The sequence below is a fragment of the Sphingomonas sp. ABOLH genome, assembly GCF_003951715.1.
Taxonomy (GTDB): Bacteria; Pseudomonadota; Alphaproteobacteria; order Sphingomonadales; family Sphingomonadaceae; genus Sphingomonas; species Sphingomonas hankookensis_A.
Map to the genome: position 1 here is coordinate 25,962 of NZ_QQWV01000017.1, position 13,140 is coordinate 39,101.

Below are 13,140 nucleotides of genomic sequence, written 5' to 3' on the forward strand. Positions count from 1 at the left end.
CCCATTGACACATCCTGGTGGGACAGCGAGCATGATACCATGCTGTCCTCGATCCTGCTGGTGGCCGCACAGACGACCGTCCCGCCTACAGTCGTTCCGACCGAAGAGATCGTCGTCGTCGGTCACCGCGCGACGGATGCACTGGCAGCCTGCCTGTCGCGCCAATGCCCGCCGGCCGAGGATGTAGAGGCTTCACTGCAAGCGTCGGTTGAGATGTTCTCCGGCGGACAATATGCCAAGGCCCGGCATACGCTGCTGCGGTCCATCGCGCGTAACCGCCGTCATGCCGCTCAACTGCCCGGACCGGTTTCCAGTCTGTATGCAACGCTCGCTACTGTCGCGGAACATGAGGGGTATCAGCGGGAATGGGTTTCCGCGTCGCGCAGCAACGTACAGGTTCTTCGCAAATATATGGGCGAGGACAACCCTTCGACATTGGTCGAGGAGATGGGCTTCGCCCGTGATCTGGTGGAAAACGGAAATGTCTCCACCGCATCCGGTATCCTGACCAAGGTTCAGCGCCTGGCGCTGAATACCGGAAAGAAGGATCTCGCAGCAGGAGCCACGTTCCGCCGGGCGTGGCTGGAAATGGGGTCGGGCAACGAGAAGCGCGCGATTCAACTGATGGACGAAGCCGTTGCGATCGCCGGCCCGGCCAACCGCGCCATGGCCGATCTGCGCGCGATATTCGTGGCGCGCATCGCCCTGCGCAAGGGGGATGCCGGTGCGATCGATGCGCTCGCCGCACGGCTCCGCCAGTCGGCTGTCGCCCGTCCGATGCTATTGTCTTCGCGACCGGTGGAGGACGTCAACGCCCCCGATGGTATGATTTCCAACGGGGCGGCGAATGGCGATATCGCATTGGCGGATGTGGGATACTGGATTCGGCCGGACGGACGAACCGCGGATGCGGAGATATTGACCCCGTCCGGACTGGGTCGATGGGAACGTGCCGTGCTGCAACAGGTCCGCGAACGGCGGTATATTCCGTTGGATGTACCCTCGGGGCATCCCGGCATTTACCGGATTGACCGTTTCACGATCCGATCGACCTTCAACTTCGTAACCGGTACGCGCATCGCGCAACGGTCGGGGCCGGCAACCACGCACATCGTCGACCTGACGGAGACCGAAGCGATGAGCGCCGCGCAGAAGCGCCGGGTCGCGGAGGCAGCCACGGCACCGGCAGCAGACCAGATCGCCCCGGTCGGCTCGCCGATGCAATAGGCGCCACGGCACGGGGGAAGAAGAGCCACTCAATGCTCCACCATCCCGCCCTCTGGCAGCCGCTCGCGCACTTCTGCCGCGATCGGCTGCACCAGGTTGCATTGTCGCGCCGACACGATCTTCGCGCCCCGCCGTACGACCAAGCCCGAGTCCGCCTTCGGATGGTTCAGCCCGTCCGCCCCGAACCCGGTCCGCACGATCCGATCGAACAGCGTGTAGGAATGACCCTTGTTGCGCGCGGTAACCTGCAACTCGCCCCCGCCCGAATAGCCGGTGCTCGCCCAGTACAGGTCGGACGCGACCAGTTCGATCCGCCCGGGTTGGCCATAGCGATAGACCGATGTCTTGCCCTGCGAACAAATCGACACGCGCTTGCGGCCGATCGTGCAGACGGCCAGCGGCGTTTCCGCTGGCGTGCAAAGCGAAGCGTCGCTGTCGTCAAGCGGTGTTCACGATGCCGGTAATGGCCCGGTCGCCGCAGTGGACAGCAGTCCGCCGATCCCAGTCGCCAGCGCCAGCCATGTCCGTGTCGTCATGTCGCTCTCCCTCCTTGGTGGCCCATCGTCTTTCTTGATGGCGGCACGGTCTACCAGCACCACGATCGCGTTTATCGCCGAAGCGAACAACTCTTGCGGAATGGGAACAAAACGAATACATGCAAATCCAACAAAGGCGCGTTGAACCCTCGACGCGGTTGCTCTACGCGAAAGGCTGGACATGGCGGCAAATCTGAAGGCGGTCGATAGCAAGATGGCGGCAGCGAACGACAAGGCGGCGGGCGAACGGCAAAAGGCGCTCGACGCCGCGCTGGCGCAGATCGACCGGGCATTCGGCAAGGGTTCGGCGATGAAGCTGGGCCAGAAGGAAGCGATGCAGGTCGAGGCGATCTCGACCGGGTCGCTCGGCCTCGACATCGCACTCGGCGTCGGCGGCCTTCCGCGCGGGCGCGTGATCGAAGTGTACGGGCCGGAAAGCTCAGGCAAGACGACGCTCGCGCTGCATGTGATCGCCGAGGCGCAGAAGAATGGCGGCACCGCCGCGTTCGTCGACGCCGAACACGCGCTCGACCCGGTCTATGCGAAGAAGCTGGGCGTCAACATCGACGAACTGATCGTGTCGCAGCCCGATACCGGCGAACAGGCGCTCGAAATCACCGATACGCTGGTCCGTTCGAACGCGATCGACGTGCTGGTGGTTGATTCGGTCGCAGCGCTCGTGCCGCGCGCGGAAATCGAGGGCGAGATGGGCGACAGCCATGTCGGCCTGCAGGCGCGCCTGATGTCGCAGAGCTTGCGCAAGCTGACCGGATCGATCAGCCGTTCGCGCTGCATGGTGATCTTCATCAACCAGCTGCGCATGAAGATCGGCGTGATGTACGGCAACCCGGAAACCACGACCGGCGGCAACGCGCTGAAATTCTACGCCTCGGTCCGGCTCGACATCCGTCGCACCGGCCAGATCAAGGACCGTGACGAGATCATCGGCAACGCGACCCGCGTGAAGGTGGTGAAGAACAAGGTCGCGCCTCCGTTCAAGCAGGTCGAATTCGACATCATGTACGGGCAGGGTATCTCGAAGATCGGCGAGATCCTCGACCTGGGCGTGAAGGCCGGCCTCGTCGAGAAATCGGGCGCGTGGTTCAGCTATGACAGCGTGCGGATCGGGCAGGGGCGTGAGAACGCCAAGACCTTCCTGACCGAACATCCGGAACTGCGCGACAAGCTGGAGGCCTCGATCCGGCAGCGGACCGAAAAGGTGGCCGAGGAAATGATGACCGGTCCCGATGCCGAGGATGGCGACGACGACATGTGAACCAACATCGGGCGGCCAAGGTGCCGCCCGATGGCTGTTTGTGGCAGGCTAAGTAGTTGTAAAATAGCTTTATTTGCGCAGGGGCGGGGACGCCGCAAACATACGAAATCCGTAACCTTCGCCAACTTCCGCGCCGCCGTTCGTCCGATCCGCTGCAACCGATCGCGGCCTGTCGCATTGCCTGCCTCATGTTCCGCAACGCCTTGGGAATTCAGCGATGATCGTCGTCCACCACCTCGAAAATTCCCGGTCGCAGCGGGTGCTCTGGCTGCTGGAGGAACTGGGCCTTCCCTATGCGGTGAAGCGCTATGAGCGGAACAAGGCGACGATGCTCGCACCGCCGGAACTGCGCCGCGTCCATCCGCTGGGCAAGTCGCCGGTGATCGAAGACAGCGACGCCGGCAGCGCCGGGGGATCGCTGGTCGTCGCCGAAACCGGGGCGATCGTCGAATATCTGGTCGAAAAGGCCGATGGCCGGCTGGGCATGCCCGTGCATCGCCGCAACGCGCTGCACTACCGCCATTTCCTGCACTATGCCGAAGGCTCGCTGATGCCGCCGCTGCTGGTCAAGCTGGTGCTCGGCCGCGTGCCGTTGCTGGGCAAGGCCGCGCAGAAGAAGGTGCAGCCGATGATCGACGTCCATCTCGACTATGTCGAACAGCACCTCGCCAGCCATGACTGGTTCGCCGGCGACGCGATGACCGCCGCCGACGTGATGATGAGCTTCCCGCTGGAGGCCGCCCGCAATCGCGCCGGGCTCGACGGTTCGCGCCCGCACATCATCGCCTGGCTCGACCGCATCCATGCTCGCCCGGCCTATCGCGCCGCGCTCGCCGCCGGCGGGGCCTATGCCTATGCCTGATCGGCTCGGCGGACATGATCCGCGATCAGCGCCGCCAGCCGGTCCGGCTGTTCGTAGGGGATGAGGTGCGCGGCGTCCGCCACCACCTCGACCCGGCCATCGGGATAATGCGGCAGGTTCAGCCGCCGCTGCGCCGCCTCGCCCAGATCGCCGTCCTCCGCCCCCGCGACGATCAGCGCCGGCACCCCGATGCGACCGACCCGTTCGCGCCAGTCCTCGCGGCTGCCATGCTCCAGCCACCCGGTCCATGCCGCCGCCCGGGCATGCCGCACGTCCGCAACCGCCTGTTCCCGCAGCACCGGCGGTAGCGGCGCGGCGCAGTTGGCATCGACGAACGCCGCCGCATCCTCCTGCGATATGCTGCCGTCCGCGAACCACTCGATCATCCGCGCCCGCCGCGCCTCGTCGATCGGTTCGGGCGCCGGCGGCGAAGCGGCGACCAGCACGACCCCGGCCACCGCCGGCCCCTCCTGCGCCGCGACGATCGTCGCGATCTTGCCGCCCATGCTGTGCCCCACCAGCACACACCGTCCGGCATCGGCCACCACCGGCCGCACCGCCGCGACCATGCCCGCCACGTCCCCGCCGCCGCGATCCGCCGCCGATCCGAAACCCGGCAGGTCGAGCGCGATCGATGGAACATCCCCCAGCCGCTCCCGCACCAATCGCCACGATCGCGCGCGCATGCCCAGCGCATGCAGGAAGATCAGGGTGGGGCGGGACATGGCAACTCGCGGCAGAGGGATCGGACCCGACCTCAAACCGCTATCGCGCCGGCGGTTCCGTCACGGGCGCCCCGCAACCGCGACCGGCTACGCCTGCAGGCAGGCCGCCAGCGTTTCGATCGCAAGGGGCGTCGTCGTCGTGACGTTGAAGCGCATATAGGCATTGTCGCTCTTCCCCAGCGAGAAATGCGATCCCGGCGCGGTCAGGAAACCGTGCTTCAGCATCGTCCGCGCGACCTCGATCCCGCTTCGCTCCGGCCCCAGCTCGGCCCACAGGAACATTCCCCCGCCCGCCGGCGCGACAGTGCAGGATGCCGCCGCCAACGCGTGCCGGAGGGTGGTGGCGCGCTGGGCGAGCGCGGTGCGGATGCGCTCGCAGCGCCGGCGATACAGGCCGTCGCTCAGGAACCGGTACAGGACGCGCTCCTGGGTCAGCATGTTGCCAAGCCCCTGGACCGGTCGGAACAGTCGCAACAGCTTCATCCGCGCCTCGTTCGCGACGATGAAGCCGGCGCCGACCTCGGGCGCCAGCACGTGCGACGACCCACCGACATGGATCACATGGTCCAACTGGTCGAGGACCGCCAACGGCACCACCGGCCGCCCGCCCGATGAGGGCGACAGGTCGGCATAGCTCGCATCGTCGACCAGCATCATGTCGAACTCGGCGGCGATCTCGATCAGCTTGCGCGCCTTGTGCAGCGAGATCGAACTGCTCGTCGGATTGTGCAGCACCGACGTCAGCAGGAACATCGCCGGTCGATAGCGCTCGCACAGCAGGCGCAGCACGTCGAGGTCCGGCCCGTCCGCCTCGCGCGGTACGCGCATGATCTCGGCACCCTGGGCCAGCAGGACCGATGTATGGATGAACGATGCGGGGTCCTCGACCAGCGCGAACGCACGCGGCCGGATGAAGGCGCGGATGACGAGGGTCAGTCCCGCCACGCACCCCGGAACGGTCATGATCGACGACAGCGCAGCATCGATCCCGTCGATCCGCAGCTTGTTCTGCACCTGCTCGCGCAGCGGCAGATAGCCGGCCGGATCGCCATAGCTGCCCAGGCGATAGCCGCCCGACGCGACACCCCGCACGACCCGATGCAGCTCGTCGAGCGACCCGTCGTCGTGCGACAACACGCCGCTGCCGGGGCAGCGATCGGGTGGCAGGCTGGAATGAATGAGCTGGAACGGCTCCAAGTCGACCGTCGGCCGCGCCGCGCTGTCCCCGACCGGCCGCGGGGCCGGGGCCGCGACGTAGAATCCCGCGCCCCGGCGGGCATGGAGATGTCCGCCGGCAACCAGCTTGTCATAGCCGCGTTGTACCGTGTCGCGACTGACCCCATATTCGGCTGCCATCGCGCGGATCGAGGGAAGCCGCTGATCGGGGATTAGCCTGCCGTCGCCGATGCTCGCTGCGATGGCGCGGACGATGCGCTCCACCTGGCCCGTCTCCGGTACGGATGCCGCGTCGAAATTGTCCTTGTCGTTCGGGTAGGACAGGCTGGTCATCTTTTCCGACTTTGGCCTGAAGCAAACCGGCCCGCAATCGGTAATGTCGGGGGATGGCAGCTTCCTTTCCGTTTATTGCGCTGATCGCCGCTTCGATGGGCGGATGGGTCGCGGCACCGGCGCCGCAACCGCGCGCAGGGGTGGCAAGGCCACCGGTAAAGGCGCCTGCTGTCCCGCAACGGGCGATTACCGATCCGATCACCCGGTTCACGCTGGCGAACGGCCTGACGGTCGTGGTGCAGACCAATCGTCGCGTCCCGCTGATCACCGCGACGCTGGTCTACAATGTCGGGTCGAAGGACGAGAAGCCGGGACAGCACGGCTATGCCCATCTGTTCGAACATCTGATGCTCGACGGCAGCGAGCATTGGAACCGGCATTCCTTCGACTCGCTGCGCGATCTCGGCGCCTCCGACTATAACGCGGTCACCAACCAGGACGAAACCCGCTTCTACGAGACGTTTCCGAGCGCGGCGCTGGAACGGGTGCTGTTCCTCGAAGCCGACCGCATGGGCCATATCGGGGGGGCGCTGACCGCCGATCGCGTCCGGCGCGAGGTCGGCGTAGTCCTGAACGAAAAGCGCCAGCGCGCTGCCCGGCCCGACGGCACCACCGACGCGATCAGCTTTGCCGACCTCTATCCCGCCGACCATCCCTATCGTCACAGCACGATCGGGGAGGAAGCGGATCTGAACGCCGTCACCGTGGAGGCGGCGCGGCAATGGTTCGACCGCTTCTACGGTCCCTCGAACGCCACGCTGATCCTGGCCGGCGACGTGACCGGCGACGACGCGCGGCGGCTGGTCGAGAAGTATTTCGGCGGTTTGGCGCCCCGGCTGCCGCTCGACCGGCTGCTGACGCGAAGCGTGCCGCTGGCCGGCGCGGTGCGGCGCGAAATCCATCGCGTCGTGCCGAGGGGGCGCATCGACGCGACCTACATCGCCCCGCCGCAAGGATCGCCGGACATCGCGTCGTTCGACCTCACGGCCCATATCATGGCGGCGGGTGCCCGCTCGCGCCTCAACCGGCGGCTGGTCGAGCAGCTGGGCATCGCCAACGGCGTCTTTCCGACGTTCGAGGAAGGGCAATTGTCGAGCCGCATGGGGTTCGTGGTCGACGGCATTCCCGCGGAGCAGATGGTGCGGGCGGAGGCGGAGATCGACGCGGTCATCGCGGAGTACGCGGCGAACGGTCCGACGCCGGCGGAACTGGCGGCGGCCCAGGCGGCGCGCATCCAATATATGGTCGGGTTGCAGGGCAGCACGTCGGGCAAGGCATTCCTGCTGGCGCGGGCGGCGGGGCAGACGGCCGATCCCAACTATGCCGAAACCTATTTCCGCCAGCTGCGAGAGGCTACGCCCGATAGGGTGCGCAAGGCTGTCGCGCCGGTCTATGGCGGCCCTGGCTATCGGCTGATCGCACGGCCGAAGCCGCAATTGCGGGCGGTGAGCGGCGGCTACGACCTGACCCGGGGGGCGCCACCGATGGGGCCGATGGCGCCGATCGTCTTTCCGGCGGTGGAGCGGGTGCAGCTGTTCAACGGATTGCAGGTCTTGCTGGTGCCGCGTCCGGGATCGATGACCGATGTCGTGCGCCTGCGCTTCGACGATGCCGGTTTCGCGGGGCCGTCGCGACAGATCGCCTCGCTGGCGTTCGACCTGCTGGCCGGGACGCAGACAACCCCGGACCAGCGCGCCCGCGCCGAACGGGCGGAGCGGCTGAACAGCCGGTTCGGCGCGATGGTCGAGCCCGATCATGCCGATCTGACGATGAACTGGAGCGCGGCGGAACGGACGCACGGCATCGCCTTGCTCGGCGATCTGCTGACGAAGCCCGACCTGACGCCGGAAGCGGTCGCTGCCGCCAAGCAGGCGCGAACGGCGAAATTGCGGGAAGCACAGTCGAACGGCAACGCCCTTGCCGAACGCGCCCTCAATGCGGCGTTGTATGGCGAGGGGCATCCTCTTGCGGGTGGTCAACCGGTCGGGGGGATCGATGCGGGGCAGGTGCGCGAATGGGTTCGCGGGCATGTCCGGCCCGATCGTGCGACGCTGTATGTCGCGGCAGACACGACCATGGCGACGCTGCGACCGCTGCTGGAGGCGGCGCTGACCGGCTGGACCGCGATCGGGCCTGCCGCGCCGACCCCGGAAATGCCACCCGCACGAGGCGCTCCGACGCCGTCGCTGACCGTCATCGACCAGCCCGAAGCGTCGCAGACCTATATCATGGCGGGCCGCCTCCTGCCGCGTGCAGAACGGCCGGACGGGATCGATGCGACGGCGGCGTGGGCCGCGAACGAAGTCTATGGCGGCAATCCGACCGCCCGGATCGGCAGCAACCTGCGGGTCGACAAGGGCTGGACCTACGGGATTGGGTCCGGGCTGTACGCCACCCGTGGCGAGCGGCATTGGATTTTGGCCGGCACGGTCGAGCGCGATCACAGCGGCGATGCGGTGGCCGAACTCATCAAGGAGATGCGCGGCCTGACCGGCGACCGTCCGCCGGAGCAGGCGGAGCTCGACCGTATCGCATCGGCCGCCGCGAACCAGAACGCCGCCAGGCTGGAGGGGGACAGCGACCTGTTGGCGGCGATGGCCGATGCGCAGTCGGACGGGCTGCCCCATGACGATGTCGTGCGGCAGCCGGCGCGGCTGCGCGCACTGACGCTCGAGCAGCTGCGCGCGGCCTCCGCCCTGCTGGCGGACCCGGACAAGGTTCATTGGGTTCTGGTCGGCGACTGGCAGCGCATCCGCGACCAGTTCGCCCGCATGAAGCTCGGGACGCCGGTCGTCGTCCCGTTGGGGCCATAGCGTCGAAATTGCCCGGTGGGTCGCGGGGCGGCGATGCCGGACAAGGCAAACCTTCATCAAAAAGGGGGATGGGGAACATGGGGAAACATCATATCGCTGCCGCAAGCCTGCTGGCACTCGCCACCGCCGCCGTGCCGGGAACGGCATTGGCGCAGGCAAAGACGCAATCGCAGCCGGCGATGCCGCTGGGCGACGCCTTGCAACGGATCGCAGCGGAATGGGGCTCACCGCTGAACATCGATCCGGACGCGATCCGCGGGCTGACCGCACGCCCGGTGCAGAATGCGCAGTCGGAGCGCGATGCGGTCGCGCAGGCGACGCGCGGGCTGCCGGTGGCGATCGACGTCAATGACGCGGGCGTCATCACCGTCCTGAACGACGTCGTCGTCATCGCCCGGCCGAACGAGGCGGAAACCAGCGTGCTGGTGCGCGGGTCGACCAGCTCCTCGCGCCTCGGCCAGTCGCTGCGCGATCAGCCGCGCAACACGCAGGTCATCTCCGCCAAGCTGCTGGAGCGGCAACAGGCACAGACCCTGTCCGAAGCGCTGAGCAATGCCGGCGGCGTCGTCGTGAACAGCGCGACCGTGCAGGGCGGTGTCAGCTTCACCGTGCGCGGGTTCGATTCCAACGGGGCGGTCAACGGCCTGCCGTCGTCGTCCAGCGCGATGTTCGCGGCGGGTTCGACGCTGCCGCTGGCGAATGTCGAGCGGATCGAGGTGCTGAAAGGCCCGACGCGATCCTGCTGGGCGGCGACAATCTGGGCGGAACGATCAATATCGTCACCAAGAAGCCCAATGCCGAGGAACGGCTGTATGTGTCGAGCGATGTCGGATCGTTCGGGCTGATCCGCGGGACGCTCGACGCCAATCGCGCGATCTCCGGCGACAATCGCTTCAGCGCACGCATCGTCGCGACGGCGGCGACCGCCGACCGCAATTTCGGCGGCTATCGCGGGACGGAGGATTATCTGTTCGCGCCCGGCCTGCGGTACAAGAACGGCAGCACCGACATCATCGTGTCGGCGACGCTGGGCAACCAGATCTTTGGCATGCCGCCCTACACCGTGCTGAACACCGCCACCGGCAAGCCGTTCGACGTCGCGTTCGACCGCCCGCTCGTCGGCGGCAAGGATCAGGGCGTCCAGATCGAAACGACGCAGTTCAATGCGGAGATCACCCAGAAGCTGACCGATTGGCTGACCGTCGTCGGCCGTGCCCAGCATCAGAAGATCAATTTCGCGCTGGCGCAATATTCGCCGTTCGTCGTTCTCGACAATTCGGGCGTGTTGCTGATTTCGACCGGCGGTACGCGTCAGACGTCGAAGAACGATGCCTTCGACACGTTCGCGCGGATCACGTTCGATACCGGCCCGCTGTCGCACAAGCTGGTCGGAGGCATGACCCAGGTCGATGCGACGGTCGATTCGATCTATGCCAGCGACGGCAACATGTTCCCGTACAATTTCCTGATGCCGGAACCGCTGCCGCCGCTGGCGGTGAACTTCAACGCGACCGCCACGTCGATCATGAAGCAGCGCGGCTATTACGGCCAGTATCTGGTGGGGATCGGGCCGATCCACCTGACAGCCGGGCTGCGCCGCAGAGATGAAGTCGCGCTCGATCTTCAATGGGGTTCCGGCCCGGCCCTATGAAGGCGGCAAGACGGTTCCGAACTATGGCGCGGTCGTCGATATCACCGACCATTTCTCGGTCTTCGGCACGCTGGCCTATGGCTATATCCAGAATTTCCTGACCGACCGTTTCCGCAACCGCCTGCCCGACAATCAGACGCGCAACGCGGAAACCGGCATCAAATGGGACCTGTTCGACGAACGCGTCCTGCTCAACGCATCGTGGTTCAGCATCCGACAGACCAATTTGCTGGTCCCCGATCCGGTCAATCGCCGGTTCCAGGTCGCGATCCCCGGTCAGCTGGGGCAGGGGATCGACGTGAACCTGACCGGCAATCCCATCCCGGGGCTGTCGCTGTCCGCTGCCTTCACCCGGACCAAATACCGCTTCCTCGTGCCGTCGGCGGTGCTGGGCGACACCGTCAACGGCCAGCCGCGCGACGTGTACAGCCTGTACGGATCGTATGAGCACAAGATCGGCGAGCGGGCGAAGGCCGGTATCGGCGTGCAGGTCGCCGGACAGTCGAGTTCGGCGATCGACATGTTCGACCGCTATCGCACGCCGGGTGCGGTCCTTGCGCATCTCAACGGCTTCCTGTCGGTCGGCGATCTTGACATCAACATCGGCGTGCGAAACCTGTTCGATCGCGGCACGTACCAGCCGACGCGCTTCACCAATTATCTTCCGCTGGGGGAGACGCGGACCTGGCGCCTGACGGTCGGTTACCGTTTTTTCTGATCGACAGGGCCCCTGACGCATGATGCCGCAACCCACGCAGAGCGGGGAGGTCCGTCGCGAGACGGGCCTTGCCCCACCCCAGGACGCTACCGCACGGTGGCGCGATGCGTGGCGGCTGGTCAGCGGCTATTGTCGGTCGCCGGACTGGAAATTCGCGTGGTTCGCCCTGATCACGCTGCTGTTCTTCCAGTTCGGCACCGCCTTCATCCTGCTGCGCACCAACCAGTGGCAGCGGCAGTTCTTCGACGCGATCGAACAGCGCGACCAGGCACAGCTGGTCCCGCTGATGATCGTGTTCCTCGCCATCATGGCGATGCAGGTCGCGATGATCCTGACCGAGAACCTGATCGACGGGCTGCTGTCGATCCGCTGGCGGACCTATCTGACGCGCGACTATCTCGATCGCTGGATGCGCCGCAATCGCTATGCGGAGATCGAACGGCTGCGGATCATCGACAATCCCGACCAGCGTATCGCCGACGACCTGAACAACATCACCGCGGCGGTCGGCATGTCGGTCGGCGTGCTGCACATCGCGCTGCGCCTGCTCGGATCGATCGTCAGCGGCGTCACCTTTGCAATGATCCTGCTCGAAACCGCGCCGCCGATCGAGTTTTCGCTGGGCGGCAACGCCTTTTCGATTCCCGGCAGCACGGTGTGGTACGCCGTCGCCTATGCGCTGATCGGATCGTATCTGACGGCCAAGATCGGCCAACCCTTCGTCCGGGCGATGATGCGCCAGCAGCACCGCGAAGCCGATTTCCGCTCCGGCCTGATCCATGTCCGGCGCAATGCCGCGCAGATCGGGCTGGCCGGCGCGGTCGCGACCGAACGGCAGGCGATGGAACGGTCGTTCGACGCGGCGCGCCTGAACTTTCGATCGGTGATCTACAGTTCGCTCGGACTGACCGGCGCCAGCAGCATCTATGACCGGATGGGCACGGTGCTGCCGCTGTTCATCATGGTGCCGACCTATTTCGCCGGCGGCATGAGTTTCGGGCAGCTGATGGCCGGGCGCGATGCCTTCGCGCAGCTGGGCATGCAGCTCGGCTATTTCGTCAAAAGCTATCAGCTGATCGGTCAGCAGGTCAGCTATTTCAACCGTATCAAGGGGCTGGACGACGCGCTGGACGAAGCCGGTCCGGTCGGGATCGCGGTCGGTGCGGGAACGGCGCCGGGCATCGTCCTGACGACGCAAGGCCTTGCGCTGCGCCGCCCGCACGGCGAACCGATGGTGACGATCGGCGACTGGTCGGTCCGCACCGGCGAACGCTGGGCGCTGCGCGGTCCGTCGGGCGCGGGCAAGTCGACGCTGGTGCGTGCCCTTGCCGGCCTGTGGCCCGATGGCCATGGCAGCGTCGCGCTGGCGAACGATCGCCGGGTGATGTTCGTGCCGCAGCGGCTCTACTTGCCGCTCGGGACGCTGAAGGCCGCGGTCTGCTTTCCCGACCGGCCGGAGGAGCATGACGACGGCGTGGTCCAGGCGCTGCTGCGCCGCGTGCGGCTGGGCAATCTGACCGATCAGATCCATGCCGTGCGGCTGTGGCAGGAGGAGCTGTCGCCGGGCGAGCAGCAGCGGATCGCGCTGGCCCGCATCCTGCTGCATCGCCCCGACGTGCTGGTGCTCGACGAAGCGACCAGCGCGCTCGACGCCGACAATACCCGCAATTTCTACGACAGCGTGGCCGGTGAAATCCCGGGCGCGACGATCATCAGCGTCATCCATGACGAAACGCTGCTGAAGCACCACACCCACAGTCTCACCATCGTCGACGGACAGGCGCAGGCCGCCGCCATCGAGCAACCCACCGGGCACGGCTGAC

Annotated in this window: 11 protein-coding genes; 8 read left to right on the forward strand and 3 right to left on the reverse strand. The window is 66.5% G+C overall.

Annotated elements, in window-relative coordinates:
* Positions 1-39 precede the first annotated feature (39 nt).
* A complete protein-coding gene (locus CA237_RS09925) occupies positions 40-1,227 on the forward strand; it encodes a hypothetical protein (RefSeq protein ID WP_066689569.1) in 1,188 nt (395 codons plus the stop codon).
* Positions 1,228-1,256: 29 nt separating this feature from the next.
* Here CA237_RS09925 and CA237_RS09930 read toward each other — a convergent pair whose 3' ends face one another.
* Positions 1,257-1,595 (reverse strand): hypothetical protein, encoded by a 339-nt coding sequence (locus CA237_RS09930; RefSeq protein WP_066689570.1) that lies wholly within the window; start codon positions 1,593-1,595, stop codon positions 1,257-1,259.
* Positions 1,596-1,944: 349 nt separating this feature from the next.
* On the opposite strand from CA237_RS09930, the gene recA reads away from it, so the two are divergent.
* Positions 1,945-3,039, forward strand: coding sequence for a recombinase RecA (gene recA / locus CA237_RS09940; RefSeq protein ID WP_198158514.1), 1,095 nt, complete (start codon positions 1,945-1,947; stop codon positions 3,037-3,039).
* Positions 3,040-3,256: 217 nt separating this feature from the next.
* The gene (locus tag CA237_RS09945) at positions 3,257-3,901 is read left to right on the forward strand and encodes a glutathione S-transferase (RefSeq protein ID WP_066689571.1); all 645 of its coding nucleotides are present in this window, start codon (positions 3,257-3,259) and stop codon (positions 3,899-3,901) included.
* On the opposite strand, the gene CA237_RS09950 is transcribed toward CA237_RS09945, so the two are convergent.
* Complete coding sequence (locus tag CA237_RS09950) at positions 3,892-4,626, reverse strand: alpha/beta hydrolase (RefSeq protein ID WP_066689572.1); 735 nt, start codon at positions 4,624-4,626, stop codon at positions 3,892-3,894. The genes CA237_RS09945 and CA237_RS09950 overlap by 10 nt on opposite strands.
* A gap of 87 nt (positions 4,627-4,713) precedes the next feature.
* Positions 4,714-6,135 (reverse strand): PLP-dependent aminotransferase family protein, encoded by a 1,422-nt coding sequence (locus CA237_RS09955; protein WP_066689573.1) that lies wholly within the window; start codon positions 6,133-6,135, stop codon positions 4,714-4,716.
* Positions 6,136-6,188: 53 nt separating this feature from the next.
* Between CA237_RS09955 and CA237_RS09960 the strand changes: the two genes are divergently transcribed.
* The 5 genes from CA237_RS09960 (at position 6,189) to CA237_RS09980 (ending at position 13,139) form a co-directional block, all read left to right on the forward strand.
* The gene (locus CA237_RS09960; RefSeq protein ID WP_066689574.1) at positions 6,189-8,948 is read left to right on the forward strand and encodes a pitrilysin family protein; all 2,760 of its coding nucleotides are present in this window, start codon (positions 6,189-6,191) and stop codon (positions 8,946-8,948) included.
* A 77-nt stretch (positions 8,949-9,025) separates the two neighbouring features.
* Positions 9,026-9,793, forward strand: coding sequence for a Plug domain-containing protein (locus CA237_RS09965; protein ID WP_164523860.1), 768 nt, complete (start codon positions 9,026-9,028; stop codon positions 9,791-9,793).
* On the forward strand, positions 9,763-10,599 hold the full coding sequence (locus CA237_RS09970; protein ID WP_066689576.1) for a hypothetical protein: 837 nt from the start codon (positions 9,763-9,765) through the stop codon (positions 10,597-10,599). Before CA237_RS09965 ends, CA237_RS09970 begins: the two co-directional genes overlap by 31 nt.
* Positions 10,553-11,317 (forward strand): TonB-dependent receptor, encoded by a 765-nt coding sequence (locus tag CA237_RS09975; RefSeq protein WP_066689577.1) that lies wholly within the window; start codon positions 10,553-10,555, stop codon positions 11,315-11,317. Before CA237_RS09970 ends, CA237_RS09975 begins: the two co-directional genes overlap by 47 nt.
* A gap of 19 nt (positions 11,318-11,336) precedes the next feature.
* Entirely contained in the window at positions 11,337-13,139 is a 1,803-nt protein-coding gene (locus tag CA237_RS09980; RefSeq protein ID WP_232307915.1) for an ABC transporter ATP-binding protein/permease, read from the forward strand.
* Position 13,140 lies beyond the last annotated feature (1 nt).

Coding starts and splice junctions, on each gene's coding strand:
- CA237_RS09950 (WP_066689572.1), bottom strand. CDS start 4,626: ATGTCCCGCCCCACCCTGATCTTCCTGCATGCGCTGGGCATGCGCGCG.
- CA237_RS09925 (WP_066689569.1), top strand. CDS start 40: ATGCTGTCCTCGATCCTGCTGGTGGCCGCACAGACGACCGTCCCGCCT.
- CA237_RS09955 (WP_066689573.1), bottom strand. CDS start 6,135: ATGACCAGCCTGTCCTACCCGAACGACAAGGACAATTTCGACGCGGCA.
- CA237_RS09975 (WP_066689577.1), top strand. CDS start 10,553: ATGAAGTCGCGCTCGATCTTCAATGGGGTTCCGGCCCGGCCCTATGAA.
- CA237_RS09960 (WP_066689574.1), top strand. CDS start 6,189: ATGGCAGCTTCCTTTCCGTTTATTGCGCTGATCGCCGCTTCGATGGGC.
- recA (WP_198158514.1), top strand. CDS start 1,945: ATGGCGGCAAATCTGAAGGCGGTCGATAGCAAGATGGCGGCAGCGAAC.
- CA237_RS09965 (WP_164523860.1), top strand. CDS start 9,026: ATGGGGAAACATCATATCGCTGCCGCAAGCCTGCTGGCACTCGCCACC.
- CA237_RS09945 (WP_066689571.1), top strand. CDS start 3,257: ATGATCGTCGTCCACCACCTCGAAAATTCCCGGTCGCAGCGGGTGCTC.
- CA237_RS09980 (WP_232307915.1), top strand. CDS start 11,337: ATGATGCCGCAACCCACGCAGAGCGGGGAGGTCCGTCGCGAGACGGGC.